10 protein-coding genes are annotated in these 19,775 nt (G+C 37.6%); 9 read left to right on the forward strand and 1 reads right to left on the reverse strand.

Annotated elements, in window-relative coordinates:
- Nucleotides 1–30: 30 nt before the first annotated feature.
- The 5 genes from rlmN (at nt 31) to K9M53_RS13490 (ending at nt 6,820) form a co-directional block, all read left to right on the forward strand.
- Nucleotides 31–1,074, forward strand: a complete 1,044-nt coding sequence (rlmN, locus tag K9M53_RS13470; RefSeq protein ID WP_224015763.1) for a 23S rRNA (adenine(2503)-C(2))-methyltransferase RlmN — start codon at nt 31–33, stop codon at nt 1,072–1,074.
- 170 nt (nt 1,075–1,244) lie between these two features.
- Nucleotides 1,245–1,883 carry a hypothetical protein gene (locus K9M53_RS13475; RefSeq protein WP_224015766.1) on the forward strand — a complete coding sequence of 213 codons (639 nt, stop codon included), beginning with the start codon at nt 1,245–1,247 and terminating at the stop codon, nt 1,881–1,883.
- Between the two features lie 121 nt (nt 1,884–2,004).
- Entirely contained in the window at nt 2,005–3,009 is a 1,005-nt protein-coding gene (locus K9M53_RS13480) for a pseudouridine synthase (protein ID WP_224015768.1), read from the forward strand.
- Entirely contained in the window at nt 2,990–3,709 is a 720-nt protein-coding gene (locus K9M53_RS13485) for an RluA family pseudouridine synthase (protein ID WP_224015770.1), read from the forward strand. The genes K9M53_RS13480 and K9M53_RS13485 overlap by 20 nt, the downstream gene beginning before the upstream one ends.
- Nucleotides 3,710–3,907: 198 nt before the next feature.
- Nucleotides 3,908–6,820, forward strand: a complete 2,913-nt coding sequence (locus K9M53_RS13490) for an alpha-amylase family glycosyl hydrolase (protein WP_224015772.1) — start codon at nt 3,908–3,910, stop codon at nt 6,818–6,820.
- A 228-nt stretch (nt 6,821–7,048) separates the two neighbouring features.
- Here K9M53_RS13490 and K9M53_RS13495 read toward each other — a convergent pair whose 3' ends face one another.
- Entirely contained in the window at nt 7,049–7,687 is a 639-nt protein-coding gene (locus K9M53_RS13495) for a peroxiredoxin (protein WP_224015774.1), read from the reverse strand.
- A 114-nt stretch (nt 7,688–7,801) separates the two neighbouring features.
- On the opposite strand from K9M53_RS13495, the gene K9M53_RS13500 reads away from it, so the two are divergent.
- The 4 genes from K9M53_RS13500 (at nt 7,802) to K9M53_RS13515 (ending at nt 19,725) form a co-directional block, all read left to right on the forward strand.
- Nucleotides 7,802–8,212, forward strand: coding sequence for an RrF2 family transcriptional regulator (locus tag K9M53_RS13500; protein ID WP_224015776.1), 411 nt, complete (start codon nt 7,802–7,804; stop codon nt 8,210–8,212).
- A 268-nt stretch (nt 8,213–8,480) separates the two neighbouring features.
- Entirely contained in the window at nt 8,481–14,954 is a 6,474-nt protein-coding gene (locus tag K9M53_RS13505; protein ID WP_224015778.1) for an autotransporter-associated beta strand repeat-containing protein, read from the forward strand.
- A gap of 160 nt (nt 14,955–15,114) precedes the next feature.
- Nucleotides 15,115–19,431, forward strand: a complete 4,317-nt coding sequence (locus tag K9M53_RS13510) for a beta strand repeat-containing protein (RefSeq protein WP_224015780.1) — start codon at nt 15,115–15,117, stop codon at nt 19,429–19,431.
- A gap of 15 nt (nt 19,432–19,446) precedes the next feature.
- Nucleotides 19,447–19,725: a hypothetical protein gene (locus K9M53_RS13515; RefSeq protein WP_224015783.1), complete on the forward strand. Its 279-nt coding sequence runs from the start codon at nt 19,447–19,449 to the stop codon at nt 19,723–19,725.
- The last annotated feature ends 50 nt before the right edge of the window (nt 19,726–19,775 follow it).

Consider the following 19,775-nt stretch of genomic DNA (forward strand, 5'->3'; position numbering starts at 1 on the left):
TTACAGCCAATCCCAACGTATCTTTGCGCCATGATAGCTGTGAAACGGAACATACGCGACTTCGATCTTCCCGGGTTAAAAGAATATTTTGAAAGCATTGGCGAAAAGAAATTTCGTGCCATGCAGGTTTATGAATGGCTTTGGAAGAAGAATGCGCTGACCTTTGATGAAATGAGCAATCTTTCCAAAGAACTACGCCAGAAGTTGAGTGAGAATTTTTCCTTTCCGGCCTTAAAAGTAAGTACTACTCAATTCAGCAGCGACGGCACTGTTAAATCCCGCTTTGAAACACCCGATGGACATATGATCGAAGGTGTTTTAATTCCAACCGAACACAGAAATACAGCCTGCGTTTCTTCACAGATCGGTTGCAGTCTTACCTGTGCCTTTTGTGCTACAGGCAAAATGGAGCGCAAACGTAATTTAGAATACGATGAAATTTATAACCAGGTAGCCATTCTCAATCATCAATCAGAAAAAACATACAATAAAAAATTATCGAACATAGTTTTTATGGGTATGGGCGAACCATTGCTTAACTACAAAAGTGTATTGAAAGCGATTGATCGCATTACAGCTACCGATGGCATGGCAATGAGCCCAAAACGTATCACCGTTTCCACAGCGGGCATTGCAAAAATGATCAAACAATTGGGTGATGATAAAGTGCGCTTCAATTTAGCATTATCGTTGCACGCAGCCGATGATAAAAAGCGTGATCAAATTATGCCTATCAATGAAAGCAATAAAATTGCTGCATTGATTGAGGCTTTGAATTACTTCTATGAAAAAACAAAGAACGATATCACGTTAGAATATATTCTTTTGAAAGGCATTAATGATACATTGGAAGATGCCGATCATCTTATAAAAATCTATCGACAGATACCTACCCATTTAATTAATGTAATTGAGTATAACTCCATTTCTGACGGCATTTTTACAAAGCCTGATGAAGAAACCACGTCTACTTTCACTAATTATTTAGCAAAACACAGGGTAAACGTACGTGTAAGAAGAAGCAGAGGAAAAGATATTGATGCTGCCTGTGGACAGTTAGCCAATAAAGGATAATTTTTGTTGCCGGTATTTCCTCTTGATTCAACATCGTTGTGTCACTCTCTTGTACGGCATACTGCTATTCAATTTTTATAATAGCGAATATTCATTAACAATTTATTTAAAAAACTGCATTAAACGCCGTAGTACTCGTTGCGTCTATCTTTCCGTTAAAACAAATAATTATGAAAAAAATATTTTTAAGCCTTCTGGCTGTAGTAATGTTGGGAGTAGCTGTTAATGCACAAACAACAAAAGCAGCAGATAATAAGCAAGCATTCCATCATAAAGGAAAATTTCACAAAAAAGGAATTGCATTTAAGCAATTAAATCTTACCGAAGATCAAAAACAACAGTTAAAAGCAAATAATGAAGAGTATAAAAAACAGCTGCAGAAGCTGAATAAAAATGAAAGCATTACTGTAAAAGAATTTCGTGATAAAAAAGAAGCGTTAAGAAAACAACAGAAAGAAAAATTCATGGCCTTGCTTACGCCTGAACAAAAAACAAAGCTGGAACAATTAAAGCAACAGCAAAAACAGCAACGTGAAATGGCTGCTGCCAAAAGAATGGAAAAAATGAAAACCAATTTAGGTTTAAGTGATCAACAGGTAGCGCAATTAAAACAACAACACCAAAATTTTAAAAGCAAGATCCAATCTATTAAAGAAAACGATAAGCTAAGTCGCACTGAAAAAAGAGAACAACTAGAAGCATTAAAAAATGAAAACAAAGACAGTTTCAAAAAAATATTAACTCCTGATCAATTGAACAAAATGGAAGAACTAAAGAAAAACAGGATGAATAAAAACTCAGCGAGTTAAAAAATTTCTTTCTCATACATAAGCAATAAGCAAGCAGCAGAGAGGCGTAACCAATGGTTCGCCTCTTTTGTTTTATCTTTACCAAAATCATTACTGTTGAAAAACAGCAAAACTCACACAAATGAAACCATCTGACTATCAAAAATTCACTAAGAAAAAAAACAGTGTAGTTAAAGAAGAGTTTCGCCAATCAAAAAAGAAGGCGAAAAAAGAACGTGCGGAAGCCATCAATAAACGCTTTGAGGAAAAGAGAAGACTGAAAGAAGAAGCAGCCAATCTTAGATCACAAATTCCAAATCAAAAATTTCCAAAAACCGGTTTGCAACCTGCAGCAACCATCCAACCACAAACAAAAGGCAATAAACAGGAGATAGTAAATGCAATGCCTTTAAATAAATTTCTGGCGCATTGCGGCGTTTGCAGCCGACGGGAAGCCGTTGATGTTATTAAAGAAGGTAAAGTAAAAGTTAACAATGCTATCATTACTGAGCCCGCCTTTAAAGTAAGTGAGAAAGATGATATCTCTTTTAATGGAAAGAAATTGTTCATCACAAAAAATCTTGTTTACATCTTACTTAATAAACCAAAAGATTATATAACTACCACGGATGATCCGCAGGGAAGAAAAACAGTTTTGCAATTAACTAAGAACGCCACTACTGAAAGAATATATCCTGTTGGGCGTTTGGATAGAAATACATCCGGCGTTCTATTATTAACGAATGATGGAGAACTCACACAAAAGCTTTCTCATCCCAGTTATGAAGTAAAGAAAGTCTATGAAGCAAAACTCGATAAACCTTTAACCAAAACAGACTTTGAAAAAATACTAAGTGGTGTTAAGTTAGAAGATGGATTGATAAAAGCAGATTCACTGGGTTATGTAGATGCAAGAGACAAATCTGTGATCGGCATTGAAATACATAGTGGACGCAACCGTATTGTGCGCCGCATTTTTGAGCATTTGCATTATGATGTGAAAGGCTTGGACAGAGTGATGTACGGGACACTTACCAAGAAGAATGTAGAACGTGGCAAATGGCGTTTCCTGAGTGAAAAAGAAGTTCGTTTATTAAAGTATTTGAATAAGAGTAAAGTAAATCCCAATGACAAAGCTGCCGGTTGAGATCATCTTTGAAAATGATTCTTTTATTGCAATAAATAAACCTGCCGGTTTGTTATCCATTCCTGACAGAGAGCAATCACAGCCATCTTTAAAAGACCTATTGCTGCAAAAATTTGACAAGATCTATACTGTTCATCGGCTGGATAAAGACACCAGCGGTATTATTGTTTTTGCAAAGGATGAGATCACTCATAAGTTTCTTTCGGCAGCGTTTGAACAAAGACAGGTAGAAAAATTTTATCTCGGCTTAGTACATGGCGCTCCTCAAAATAATACCGGCACCATTGACGAACCGATCATGGAGCATCCTGCATTGAACGGCAAAATGATCATCGACAGAAAAGGAAAAACTTCTGTTACTGATTATGAAGTACTGGAAAATTTTGGGAAATTCTCTTTAGTAAAATTTCAAATTCATACAGGCAGAACACACCAGATACGTGTGCATGCAAAGCATATTGGCCATCCCATTGTTTGTGATCCTGTATATAGTGATGGCAATCCCGTTCTACTTTCTTCCATCAAACGAAAATATAAGCTTAGCAAAAACGAAGAGGAAGAAAAACCTTTATTGAGCAGAACCGCCCTTCACTCCTACCAGCTAAAGTTTAAAGACAAATCGAATAATTTTTTTGACCTTGCTGCTGAGCTGCCAAAAGATTTAAAGGCATTGTTACAACAATTAAGAAAACTATCCTAATCGGGTATTTATTAAGGAGTTAGAAACTTTCACATACACCTATTCCAACTTTGTAAAATCGCATGTAGTTTTAAAAAAACAGGTTGATAAAGCGCAACAAATTTGATAATGTGTATTTTTTACACAATTTAATATATCTTTGAAAATACTGTTTCGGTAAACGATTTCTTTATTCACTAATAATAACAATTGCCATTGATGAAAAAGTTATTTACAATTGCATTAGCATTAACCTCGTTATTTACAAAAGCACAATTACTTTCCTGGTCGTCGGATTTTATTACAGAAAGTTCTACGCCAGTTACTATTATAATGAATGCCAACTACGGCAATAAGGCATTATTAAATTATACCCCTACTTCTAATGTATATGTTCATATTGGTGTAATTACCAACAAAAGCACGTCTTCGGCAGATTGGAAACATGTAGTGTTTTCATCGTTTACAACTGCTACTCCTGCTGCTAATTGTACTTACCTGGGAAATAATCAATGGTCATTCACAATAACCGGGGGGTTGCGCACTTTTTTCAGTGTAACTGATCCAACAGAAACTATTCAAAAAATAGCTATTCTTTTTAGAAATGGCAATGGTACCGTAAAGCAAGCCAATTCATCGGGTAATGATATGTTTATTCCCGTCTATACCACAGGTTCTTTATATGCCAGAATTGACAACCCTTTTCGCCAACCGGAATATATTCCCATACCTGAAACTTCTACAAAAAGTGTAGGATCCAATCTTCCTTTAGTTGCAAAAGCAAGTCTGGCGGGAAGCACAATTCAAACTTATTTCAATGGCAATTTGATTGCAACAAATGTTGGAACAAAAGATAGTAACAATGTTATTATTACTGCATCGGGTACACAAACCATAATCGTTGTAGCTACCAATGGCGCAAATGTATCAAGAGACACATTATCGATCTTTGTCCGCCCCTCTACCGCTATAGCCGCATTGCCATCTAATTTGTATGATAACGGAGTGCCGCATGAGGGTATTACTTATTATGGATGTACAGATTCCGTATCACTCGTATTGTATGCTCCTAATAAAAGCTCTTCATACGTTATTGGCGATTTTTCCGGCAGCAACTGGACACAACAAACGCAGTACCAGATGTACAAAACACCCGATGGAAATTATTATTGGCTCACTATTCACGGGCTTACTCCGACAACAGAATATGGTTTTCAATATGTAGTGGATGATAGTTTATATATCGCAGATCCTTATTCAGAAAAAATCCTGGATGGCAACAATGACCAATACATACCTGTTTCAGCGTACCCTAATCCTAAACCTTACCCTACTAATGCGAACGTATCAAAAGGTAAAAATGGACTGATCGGCGTTTTGCAAACCTGCGCTCCTTCTTATACATGGAAGGCTCCGGCTTTTATTCGTCCCGATAAAAAGAACCTTGTTATTGAGGAAGTATTGGTTCGTGATTTTGCCTCAACAAACGGAAATGGTAATTTTAAATTATTACTGGACTCTTTAAATTATTTTAAAAGCTTAGGTATAAATGCTATTGAATTAATGCCTGTTTCAGAATTCAGTGGAGATGATAGCTGGGGATACAATCCTAACTTTTATTGTGCGCTGGATAAGGCTTACGGAACAAAAAACATGTACAAAGCATTTATTGACTCTTGTCATTCCAACGGAATAGCTGTAATTATGGATGTTGTATACAATCAGGTTGATGATAATGGCGTGCAAGTTCCAGAAGCGAGATTATATTGGGACAAAACCAACAGCCGGCCAGCTGCAAACAATCCATGGTTAAATCAAACAGCACCACATCCTTATGGTGTGTTCCTGGATCTGAATCATACTTCAACCGCAACTCAATATTGGGTAGAGCGCTCCTTAATGTACTGGTTAAAAGAGTATAATATTGATGGTTTTAGATTCGATCTTGCTAAAGGATTTACTCAAACACAAAGCAATAATACTACTGTAGAAAACTTTGATCAATCACGCATAGATAATTTATATCGTTACTATAAATATGTACAGGATAATAATCCGGGCACAACAATGCCTTATATGATCCTTGAGTTTTTGGCAGGCAACACTCCAAGCGCTGAAGAAAATGCTTATGCAAACATTGGGTTTTTATTGTGGGCTTCTATTGGAACAAATGGAACACCATCTCAAACTTCCTGGGATCAGAATTCAATGGGATATGCATCCAATTCCAATCTTTCCCGCTCTATCTACAATAGTTCAGACGAAGGCTTTTCAGTACCTGCAGCAATACCATATGCCGGCAGTCATGATGATCAACGTTTAATGTACACTACCGTTACTTACGGTAATGGCGCAACGGTAAAATCAATTGCAGGTACAGGAGGAGCACTTCAAAGACAAGCAGCTATTGCCGCAATATTGTTTTTAGCACCCGGTCCAAAAATGTTATATCAATTTGATGAAAGAGGGTACGACATATCCATCAACGGAACTTCTTACAATAATCCGCATTGGGAATATCTAACTACAGATGCCAATGCCACAGCAAGAAAAGCATGCGTAGCAGCATATAGTAAAATTATCAGCCTTCGATTATCGAATCCGGAAGTATTTAATAATACTACTTTTTCTTATGATCTATATGATGGCGGCGGATTGTTCAGAAGATTTCAGATCGCAGATCCTAACAGCAGTGGTATGAAAATAACGGTTATTGCCAATTTTGATATTACCGCACAAACAAGAACTATAACTTTTCAAACAACCGGCAACTGGTATAATTATCAATCGAATGGTACAAGTTCCGGGGCAAATGGGGCTACAGGTTCTATATACAATGTTAGCACAGCTTCACAAAGCATTACCTTACAACCGGGCGAGTATCATGTGTATGTTTATCAACCGCCAACCAATTATACGTTTATTGGAAACGGAAATTGGACAGATGCTTCTAACTGGATGGCAGGAAGCGTTCCTCCCGCAACATTACCAAACGGCTCTGCAATATATGTACAGCCTGCACCAGGAGGAAAAGCTATTTTAAATACATCACAGACAATATCTTCTGGAGCAACATTCAATGTAGCTCCCGGCAAAAACTTATCGGTACCATTAAATCTTACGATTCAATAGTTGTTTTTTGGGAATAAAGAAGAAAGCCGTTCAATTCATTTGAGCGGCTTTTCTATTTAATTCAATCTATTTTTATTTTGGGTTCACCAGCTTACTACTATCATCTTTTGTTGTGTCACTCACTTGTACGGCAACAAATATTTTATCATGTTCAAAAAATATCTTTCAGTATAAAAACAAAAAAGCCACTTTTAATAAAGTGGCTTTGAATTATAAATTTAAAACTGATTAATCTAAATTCGGCTGAGGAGTATAACGTAAGTAAGGTTTTACTATTTTAACTCCTTTAGGGAATTTTTTAATAGCATCTTCCGTACTTACAGCAGGTACTACAATCACATCTTCTCCATGATTCCAGTTAGCCGGAGTAGCTACGCTGTGATTAGCTGTTAACTGTAATGAATCAACTACTCTCAATACTTCCACAAAATTTCTTCCGGTAGAAGCAGGGTAAGTAATAATTAATTTAACCAATTTATCCGGGCCGATAATTACTAATGAACGTACAGTAGCCGTTGCAGAAGCATTTGGATGGATGAATTCGTATAAGTTAGAAACTTTCCTGTCATCATCAGCGATAATAGGGAAATCAACTTCACAATTCTGTGTTTCGTTGATGTCATTGATCCAACCTAAATGTTTATCTACCGGGTCAACGCTTAATGCCAATACTTTTACATTGCGTTTAGCAAATTCATCTTTTAGTGCCGCAGTTCTTCCTAACTCTGTTGTACAAACAGGAGTGTAATCTGCAGGGTGAGAAAAAAGAATACCCCATGAGTTGCCAAGATATTCGTAAAAATCGATTTCGCCGATTGAAGTTTTTGCTTTAAAGTTGGGAGCAACATCCCCTAAACGTAAGCTCATATGAATGTTATTTTGTTTTGTTGAGAAATAAGAGCACAAATATAATAAAATAGTCCAGTAAACAAGTAGACTTTTTTAGGGTGGTGAAATGTTATTTTTTCGTAACTTTCTGCCATGTTATCCAAAAAAACGCAATATGCCCTTAAAGCATTGGGTTATTTAGCCGGCAAATTTGGCGATGGACCTGTATTGATCTCTGAGATATCCAAGAAGAAAAAGATTCCAATCAAGTTTCTTGAAACCATATTGCTGGAATTGAAACAAGCGCAAATTTTGGATAGCAAAAAAGGCAAAGGCGGGGGTTATTATTTATTGGAAAACCCTAAAAAAACCGACCTGGCGACAGCCATACGTACTGTTGGAGGTCCTATTGCCCTTTTACCCTGTGTAAGTTTAAATTTTTATGAAAAATGTAAAGATTGCAACGAACTTACCTGCGGATTGAACAAAGTAATGCTGCAAACCAGAGATGCAACCTTAAAAATACTGGAGAAAAAAACTGTAGCTGACCTGATCGATACCTAGTTTTTTTGAAAATATTCAAAACTGATACTCATCAGGTTTTTATAACTACTTCATTAGCAAGCCTTTTTATTTAACCCTCTTTTATAACCATTTTTATTATTGATTGATATCAATAATAATCTTTTGCTATGCAAAAAACTGCCCCTTATTTCTTGATTAATGTGTAAAAAGTACACTATCTTTGATTGCTTGTCCAATATCGGCTAAAACCGTTTATTTTCCTCACTTTCTATGGATCTCAATTTTCGTTTTGTTGAAGTAAATTTTAATGACTGCTTTAATTTTATTTATCAGCATTTTGCCAGGTATTGCTTTGCTATGTAGGCATAGCTATATACCTGTGTTTATACTTTCACCAATATTATTCTTCTCTGTTAATTCAAGTGCGCAAACAACCTTATCATACAGCCATAACAGCGGTTATTATTCTAACTATGTTGATGGCACAGCGGGAATATTTACGCAAACAGCTAATGTACAAATTGGGCAATATGCCAATACAAGTGGTAACAAAAGAATTTTTTCTTATCGTAAGTTTCAAACAGCAGGTGATAATACAGGCACCAATCGTTCATTACAAGTTGGTGATAGTGTAATAATAGCAGGAAGCTTTTGCAGAGCTTATGGAAAAATTGGAATGTCTTTATTATGCAGCCCTGCCGCTATATCCGTGGGAACTACCTGGGCTGACAGGGAAAATAATTATGCTTTGAGTGTTTACATCGATGGTCCTACCAATACCGGCAATGGCACTTACAGTAATTGGAATGTAAAGGGAGCTTCTACACAAACCGCAAGTTTTGGAGGCAACCAGGGAACTTATCACGATTTCATTTTCACGTTTAAATTAAATGCACCTGACAGGATGAATGTGTACGTTAAGGATAATACTTTAGGTAGCACTTCTTCTTTTTACGATGTACAATTAAATAATTCAAATCCTATAACTGATTTTTCTATTTACCTGCAGGATGATTATGATGGATCAGCGAATAGAAATGCTTATTGGGGTTTAACCGGAGTTTCCAATATGAGTGTTACCAATACAGGAACCTCTACCTTAGGCTATGGCAACAGCGCTTTTACTGAAAGTAATGTTATTGCGAATGGATTTGCTGCCAACTCCATTGTAACATCATCTACCAATACATTTACCAAAATTGGTACAGGTACCATTACATTAAGCGGAGCTAATACTTATTCAGGCGCTACAACTGTTAGTAATGGCGCATTGTTAATAACAGGAAGCACCAATGCATCAAGTGCTATAACAGTAGCAGCAGGTGCTACATTAGGTGGCACGGGTGCTCCTACGGGAACAGTCAGTTTATCCGGTAATGTAGCACCGGGAACAAGCGCAGGAACCAACGGAACTTTATCAACCGGTGCATTAACTATTAATGCCGCATCTACTTATAATTTTGATATCACTAATGTTTCAGGCACTGCAGGCACTAATTGGGATTATGTAAATTCAAGCGGAGCTATAACAGTTAATTCCACTTCCGGTTCACCTTGCACCATTTATGTAGTGGGTAATCCTACTGGGTTTAGCTCTTGCAGCAATTACACATGGAAAATAGGAACAGGTATAAGCATATCCGGTTTTTCTGCTAATAAATTTTTCATAAATACAACCGGCTTTAGTACTTCATTTGGTGGTACCTTTTCCATAACACAATCAGGCAATGATATTAATTTAGTGTACACGGCGGCGTTAGCCACCCCAACTGTGAGTGTTAGCTTAACTACAGGCACCAACCCCGCCTGTAGCGGAACATCTCTCACATATACGGCGACGGCAAGTAATGTTGGTGGAGGAACAGTTACTTATAACTTTTTAAAAAATGGTGGATCTGTGCAAACCGGAACATCCAATACATATACAAATGCCACTCTTGCGAATAATGATCAAATCCAATGTAATATTAGCATTAGTGGAGGTACATGTTTAAGCAGCTCTACAGCCAATTCAAATACTATTACACAAGGCATAGATGCCGCCCCCACCGCATCTAATGCAGGCAGCAACCAAACAATTGGAAATTGTGCTACTACATTATCTGCAAATAACCCAAGTATAGGCACGGGCACATGGAGCGTACAAAGTGGAATGAGTGCATTAAGTACACAGTTTGCTAATGTAAATACATATAATACGACATTTACTCCTGCGGGAGGCGCCGGCAATTATGTATTACAATGGTCAATAGCAAATGGTAGTTGCACCGCTTCAACATCAACTGTAACAATCACAGTCCAATCAGGAACAATATGGACCGGTGCTTCAAGTAGTGATTGGAATGTTGCAGGCAATTGGAGTTGCGGCAGCATACCAACAAGCGCTACTGACGTTACTATTCCATCAGGAACTATTAATAGTCCCAACATCACATCTGCAAATGCCAATTGTAAAAACATTACAATTAACAACGGAGCTACGTTAACGCTGGCAAATTATTATAAACTAACGGTGGCGGCTACAGGAATTTTTACCAACAATGGTACGTTTACTGCAGGCAATGGAGCCGTAACATTTGCAGGAACAGGTACCATTGCAGGCTCTAACTCTTCTACCTTTTACAATCTTATTATAAACGGAACAACTACACTTACTAAAGCACCAATCGTTACAGATAGCTTACAATTAAACAATAGTTCCTCTGTAAATACCAATTCTCCTGTGTATGGATCTTCATCTACATTAGTTTATAATATTAACGGAGCCTATACGGTGAATACAGAATGGACAGGCAATGCAACCACCGCCGGTAGCGGTATTCCAAAAGATGTAATTATCCAAAACAATTCTGTTGTTACAATGCCGGTGGGCAACAGAGGTTTAGCGGGCAATTTATTTATTAACTCAGGAACCTTAAAACTCAATGGTACCGGTAACGATCTATATATTGCCGGTAATTGGACAAGAGCTTCGTCTGCAACATTTACTCCTAATAACAGTGCTGTGTATATGAATGGCAGTGCTCCTCAAACCATCTCAGTAACAGGAGGTGGAACAGAAACATTCAACTATTTGCGTCTAACCGGTACAGGTAGCTTTGTCCAAAGCTCAAGTCCTGCTACTAATATCACTGTTAATTCAAATGGTGGATTAACACTAGGCGGCGGTTCATTAAACATTAACGGGCAAACATTTACTGTAAGTGGTGGTGGTAATTTAAGCTTGAGCACCGGAACGAGAACTATTATAAGTTCTGTTGCAGGAGCAAGCTTTATAGCAAGCGGGTCTGCGCTTACGGTTACCAATGGCGGCACTTTGTCTTTTGATGTAAATACCACAGTCAAATTAAGCACAAGCATTGATTTTGCAAATAATGCCACTACCATTAATGGAATATTACAACTTAATAATAACGGCACTGTAAATAATAATCCTCCTAAATACGCCAACACATCTTTGTTACAATACAATAGTGGAAGTAATACACATAATCGTGGAGCAGAATGGAACCAATCAACAGGTACAGTTGGGACTACTGCAGGCTATCCTTATGATATTCAGGTAACTAATGGAACACAATTAAATGTTCCTAATGGAACGACACTACCAGCATTAGGTATTGCACATAATTTAATTATTGATAATAGTGCAGCTTTTTTTATGGATTATGGCTCCCCGGCAACCAGTAATGCTATTACAGTTGGTAACGATGTTTTAGTAAATGGTGATCTTTCTTTAGGTTTCGGAAATGGCGGTGATCTATACATTGGCGGCAACTACACTGTTGCAGCAAGCATCACCCCCAACAATAATGGCAGAAGAATATTTTTTAATAACGCCTCTAATGCAACACAGGTTATTACAAAAACCGGAGGAGGCACTGTTTACTTCGATTATATTGGAATAAGCCAACCATCAGGCTCAACAGGAAAAGTACAATTAAGCAGCAGTCCCGCTACCAACATTCAAATAAATAGTTCTGCCAATAATACAAGTGCAAGGCAAGTTAGGTTAGAAGGTGGTAGTTTAGATCTGAATGGTCAAACATTTACATTAAACGGAACAGTTGCCAATTCCACTAATATCGGCGTATATAATGGCACAAGAAATATTATCAGCAGTGCAGGTGCCGGAACCCTTAACATTACAGGAACACCAGCATTAGGGCAACCGAATTTAGTTGTTTATCCTTCTGCAAGCAGAGTTCAAATTGCGACCAACGTTACTGTACGAACAAGTGTGGGATGCGACTTGGATAGCATGAATTTTGACGGAGCATTTCAATTAGATCAATATGGATTTGTGATCAACAGCTCACCTATCTACGGACCAACTTCTACCTTAATTTATAACAATACAGCATCGTTTAACAGAAACTACGAATGGACCGCTTCATCAGGAACTATTGATTACACTCCCGGCTACCCAAATGATGTAATTATTCAAAACAATACATTGCTTCATTATGGATTATCAATTGTATCATCCGGTAATAAAGTTTCCAGGGCAACAAGAGGAAATCTAACTATACAATCTGGTTCCTCTTTAGATATGGATAGTACAAGATATCCATTGCTGGTTGGCAAATCGGTTAATATAAACGGCGCACTGATATTGTCCGATAGTGCCGGTGGCGATATTAAAATCGGAGAAAACTGGAATCGTTCTTCAACCGGTACATGGAGCAGTAATGACAGAGCTGTTTATTTAGACAGTTCGCTTACCGGCACTATTACAGCTTCGGGCGGAGAAAATTTTCCTTATCTATACTTACTAAAAAATAGTGTAGGCAATACTGTTAGCCTGAATGACAGCGTCGCTATCACAAAGAAATTAGGTTTATACAGAGGAGCTCTTGATCTTGTCAACAAAAACCTGACGATTGTTTCAAACAGGTTTGCAACAGCAGTTATAGATACTACTATTACTTCGTCAAATGTTTCTTTACCCTATTCCGGTTCGGGAAGATTTTATATAGAGCGATTCATATCGAATGATTCAAGCAATGATCATAGTACTACCAATGTAGGGCAACGAGGATGGAATTTATTATCAACTGCGCAAGTAACAAGCACACAAACTATTAATGAAGCGTGGCAGGAAGGTGCTGTAAGCAACGCCAACACAGTAACCGGAATTGTAAATCCTGTTGCGGGTTATGGAACTGTAATTACAGGACCAAACAAAGCAGGAAACATTTCATTAGGCTTTGATCCTGGCACACAAAATAATGAATCTATTAAATACATGAATAGTGCCGGAACAGCATGGATATTACCGCCCAATACAAAATCAACTTCTATTAATACCGCTGTAGGCTACCTGATCTTTGTAAGAGGAAACAGGACTTTTATTGTGGGAGATCAATATAAAAGAACAGATACCACTACCTTAAGGATAAAAGGAAAAATAAATGTAGGTGATTATTCATTTAATCCTGCGGCCGCTTCTTACCAGGTAGTAGGCAACCCTTATGCTGCGGAAATTAATCTGAGCAACTTATTTAACAGCAACAATCCCACTATCGGCTCAACTTATTATGCATGGGATCCATTGCTCAATGGAACTAATTTAGTAGGAGCTTATGTTACAGCAAACTTTACTGCACCTAATACGTGGTATTATAACATCGGCGTAACAAGTCCTGCCGGCATGATGCCCGGAAAAATTGAATCAGGGCAGGCTTTTATTTTAAAATTTTTAACTACCGGCAGTGTTGCTTTTCATGAAACAGATAAAACTTCTGTAAATGGCAATTTGATCTTCCGCCCGGCTCAACCACCCGGTTTGTTTGGTGTACTATTAAATAAGACTACCGCATGGGGGCAAAAAATATTATCGGATGGCGCTTTACAAATTTTAGGTAGCACCTTTTCTAATCTGCCATCTTACACGGAAGACAGCAAAAAACTGACAAGTCCCGGTGAAAACATTTGTTTAACTATTAATGGTACAACGTGGGCTATAGATAAAAGACAGGATTATACTTTATTTGACACCGTCTTTTATAAATTAAACAACCTTTCAAAAGATATTCCTTATCAGTTAGCATTTTACAATAGTAATATATCTAACTCACTTCAACCTGTTTTACAGGACCTGTATACAGGAAGCAATACCTTAATAAAACTTTCTTCGGATACCACTTATTATAATTTCACCATTACCAGCGATTCTTTATCATCCAATCCAAATCGGTTTAGAATTGTGTTTAGCTCTGCATTACCCGGAAATGCGTTGCCTGTAACTTTTACTTCGGTTGCAGCTCATAAGGTCAATAACAGTATTGAAGTAAATTGGAAGACAAGCCAGGAAATAAATATTATTAAGTATGAAATTGAACATTCTGATGATGGAAAAAGCTTTACAAGTATCGGACAAATAAATGCAACCAATCTTCAATCTTATTCATGGTTAGATGAAAAAATTGTTAGCCAGTCAAACTATTATCGTATTAAAAGTATTGATGCCACCGGAAAGACGAGCTATAGTGAAACAGTAAAAGTAGATATTGAACAGGCTTCATCTATTTCTGTTTTTCCTAATCCTGTTACAGATAAGTCCATTCATCTGTACATGAATAATCAACCGCAAGGATTATATACGATATGCTTATTTGACATGAGTGGAAGACTAGTATTCCAAAATAAAATATCAGTAAGCAATCATCAGTCCTTATATAAATTATCAATAACCAAAACAATGACGACAGGATTATACAAAATGGAAATTGGGAATATAGGGATTGCAGATAAGTACATTAATGTGCTAATAAAATAAATATAGATATAAAAGAATTTTCAGAATCCTTTCCTTAATGAGAAAACCTCTAATCATACCCGAATGATTTCTGGCCAATGCGTGTATCACTTACATTATATTTTGGCGCTTTTTAAAAAGTATTCTATACAAATTATAAAACGATTAAAAATTAGTCAACATGAAATTTTCGACGCTGCTTATTGCAAAAAGAAATCAGTCTTTTTACAAAGTTTTCGCTGGAGTTTTATTCTTGCTTTTTTGCATCAGCAAGAATACTTTGGCTCAATTTACCACTCCCACTATTGACGCTTCATTAGATGCAGGCTCTGTTTATCCCAACAGTTATACATCAGGCAGTACAACCTGGTACATGACATGGAATAATACGGATCTATTTGTGTTTGTACAAAATGCAAATGAAACAGAACCTGTGACTATTTACCTCGATGTAGATCCGATAGCGCCTGTTAATGGCGGAACAAATGCTAATGGAACATTAGTAGGATTAAATTATGATGGATATACAACACGCCCTAATCTTCCTTTCAGAGCAGATGTGTGTATTTATGCTCATAATGGTTACAGAGAATTATTCAGAAGAGATGGCAATAACGGATGGACAAGTTTGGGCGGAGGCTCAAGCGGTATAAGAGGTGATGGAACATCTGATTACACAAGTGGAAACAGCAATGGACAATATGCATCCAACAATAATAGCAATGGTTCAGGCTCGGATGACAGAAGGGAATTCAGAATATCATGGTCAAGATTGTTAGGCACAATTAACGGTGGTGCCCGTCCTTCTTCTTTTAACTGGATGGGTTACATAGCATATGGCAATAATGGCAATGGCATGTATGCGCAAGTACCGGTAGAAAATTACAACGGCGGCAGTGTTTCATCAAATTCTAATGGCATTGTAAGATATTTTACTGTATCAAGTACAGCAGACGGCTCCTCAACAAATCCATTCGGAAGAAACTCGTTTACACAACCACTAACAGCAACGAATAACTCTTTTGGAGCCATCTCTGTTTATGATTTCACCATGAATAGTTCAGGGCAGCAAATAGCAAGATTAAACACAGGCGGCGATTGGAATATTGGAGGAACATTAGTTGCAGGAGCAGGAACTGTTTACTTTGGTAGTGGTGGAAGCGGTTATGGTAATACAACTGTTGCCAATATTAATGTTGTTGGAGGAACCCTTAATATGGATCAAACCAATCAATTCATGACTGTGACCGGAGATGTAAACTTAAGTAGCGGCACATTAAAATTATCCGGAACAAATGGAGGTGATTTAAAACTGCAAGGCAACTGGAATAATTCAGGAGGAACGTTTACTCCCAATGGTCGTGCCGTATTCTTTACGGGAAGCAATGCACAAACTTTAACCGGCGCTACTACGTTCGATTATTTATTAATGAGTAAAACAGGCAGTAATAATCTTACACTTAATAATGCTATTACAGTTAACCAAACACTCACTTTTGGAACAGGCAATATAGTTACCGGTACAAACTCGGTTATAATGGGAAGCAGTGGTTCTACTGCAAGTGCAAGTAACAGTTCTCATATTAATGGCAATCAGCAATACCCGATCAGCACAGGTATTACTTCAAAAACTTTTGATATAGGTGATGCGGCAACGCTGGCAAAAGTAACTACAGCATTTACGGGAGTAACAACCGGGGGTTCAGTTACAGCTTCTACAACAGGTAGTGAACACACTAATATCGGCACATCTACTATCAATGCATCTAAAAGCGTAAACAGAAGCTGGATGCTTAGTTCAGGGAACGGATTGGCAGGAGGTACTTATGGTGCTACATTTAATTATGCTGCAACAGATATTGATGCCGGCGCTACTACTTCTAATTTTATTGTAGGAAATTATAATGGCAGCTGGTCTTACCCTACTGTTGGAACAAAAACTTCAACAAGTACACAAGCTACCGGTTTATCTTCTTTCGGAAGCTTTGCAATAGGAGAGATTACAACCTATACCTTAACTGCAACTGCCGGTTCTAACGGAAGTATTTCTCCTTCGGGTGCAACAACAGTAAATACAGGAAGCAGTCAATTATTTACTATCACTCCTAATGCGAATTATCACGTAGCAGATGTATTGGTGGATGGCCCTTCTGTTGGTGCTGTTACTTCTTATAATTTCACAAACGTTTCTGCCAATCATACTATTGCTGCAAGCTTTGCTATTAATACCTTTACTATTACGGCAAGTGCGGGCAGTAATGGAAGTATTTCTCCATCGGGCGCAACCAGTGTAAATGCAGGCAGCAGCCAATCATTTACTATTACCCCCAATACAGGTTATGTGATAGCAGATGTATTGGTGGATGGCTCTTCAGTAGGCGCTGTTAGCAGTTATAACTTTACTAATGTATTGGCTACACATACCATTGCTGCAAGCTTTGCAGTAAGCATATCCGGCGCCGATTATCGCTCTATATCTTCAGGCAATTTCAGCAATGCATCTACCTGGCAATATTACAACGGAACAAGCTGGGTAAGCGCCACTCAAGCACCAACCAGCGCAAACAATGTTACTATACAAAATGGACATGATATTGTACTGGATGCAAGCTATACAGTTGGATCAGGCAAAACACTCACATTAAATTCAATAAGCTCACTTACTGTTAATCCTGACATTTCATTGACAGTAACAGGAACGGCTAGCCTAAATGATCAACCTCTTATTTTTAAATCAACAGCATCGGGTACGGCACAATTCGGAACAAGTACAGGAACGATTACAGGCAATACCAATGTAACTGTTGAACGTTACATACCGGCAGATGCCACCCGTGCATGGCGAATCCTTTCAATACCAACTTCAGGTTCGCAAACAATTGCCAATTCGTGGCAGCAAGCTACTTATGTAACTACTGGTACAGCAGGCAACTTGGCTAATGGCTTTGATGCTGTTACTCCTTATACTTCTATGCAAACGTATAATGATGCTACTAATACCTGGAGCGATATTACGTCTACCAATATAGCTATCAGCAATAAAAAGGCTTATTCAATTTATATAAGAGGAAACAGAACATCAACACCTGATAACTCAACAATAACTCCAACAACATTAAGCACTACAGGAGCATTGTACACGGGTAATCAAACGATCACTATTCCTTCAGGAGCACACTTTGGATTGATAGGTAATCCGTATGCATCTGCTATTGATTTTACCGCTATTAATTTCACAGGAAGCAATGTAAATCCTACTGTATTTTATGTATGGGATCCCAGTCTTGTTATGGATGGCTCATTGGGACATTATCAAACATTCAGTACTACCAACTCTCCTTCGTGGTCGCCAGTACCTGGCAGCAGTAGTAACTATTCCGGCAGTGCGAATACAAGAATAGAATCCGGCCAGGCATTTTTTGTACAAACTACAGCAGCTTCCGCTTCTGTTCCATTTACCGAAAACTGTAAAGTAAGCAGTAGTCAAATGGTATTCAGGCCTGTTGGCAGCGATGCCCCCACAGGAAAAATAAAAACCACACTTACAAGAACTACAGGTACAAATGCAGGCTTGATCGATATCAACGTCGTGGTCTATAAAGATTCTTATTCCGATGCAGTGGACAATAATGATGCATTGGAATTAAACAACGGCGCTTCGTTAAGCATATTAAGAGATGGAAAGAATTTAATAATAGAAGGTAGACAAACTATCAGTAACACTGATACTATTTTCTTTAACATGAAACAAATTAGCGCAGGTCAATACAAATTAACGTTTGAACCCGCCTATTTTACAACTGCAACAAGTGCTTCACTAATAGACAATTATTTCCATACAATTACACCGATCAGTCTTACAACTACTACTGAAATTGCTGTTACAGTTGACAATAATACTGCTTCTTCTGCTGCAAATCGTTTTAAAATTGTACTAGATAACAGTACACCCGTGCCTGTTACGTTTGTTAGCGTAAAAGCTGTAAAAGAAAATAATGGCACAGAGGTTTCATGGAAAGTTGCACAGGAAGCCGGAACAAAAGAATATGTTATTGAACATTCTAAAGATGGCAGAACTTTTTCAGCTATAGGTTCTATTATTGCTATAAACTCAGGCTCCAGTTCAAATTATTCTTTTACCGATGATGCCAATACTGGCGTTTCTTATTATCGTATAGAAAGTATAAATCAGTCCGGCGACATTAATTATTCAGCAATTGTAACCGTTGGCGAAAGCAATAGTATACCATCCATAAATGCTGTATATGCCAATACATCTATTTCGCTGCGACTTAATAATCAACCTACAGGTAACTATGGTATAAAATTATTAAGTAGCAATGGACAGGAATTATATAAAACGATAATTAGCCATGCAGCTGGCACAGCAACTTATTCTTTACCATTATCAAACTCTTTAGCAAAAGGAATAAATCTATTGCAAGTGTTAACTCCATCCAATAAACAGTACACACAAAAAATAATTTCAAACAATTAATTAAAACAGATAGCAATGAAAAAAAATGTAAAACGATCAATTCAATCAAAGTGGCATACTCAAGCAATAGCGCTTGTAATATTATTTATTTTACCAGTAGTAAGTTTTGCGCAAGATGATAGCCCATCTGCACCTGGCCCACAGGGAGGAAGCCCGGACCAAAACCATACATTAGCTGTTCCTTTTGACAGCAATATGAATTTTATGTTTTTATTAATTGCAGTTTTCTTTGCAGCAATCGTTATAAGAAAGATACAGGCAAAAAAGCTGAAAGGGAAATCAGCTAAAGCCTAAAATTAAGTAGAGAATAGCAAAAAGGTTGCCTGAGAGATCAGGCAGCCTTT

The organism is Ferruginibacter albus (assembly GCF_020042285.1).
GTDB lineage: Bacteria > Bacteroidota > Bacteroidia > Chitinophagales > Chitinophagaceae > Ferruginibacter > Ferruginibacter albus.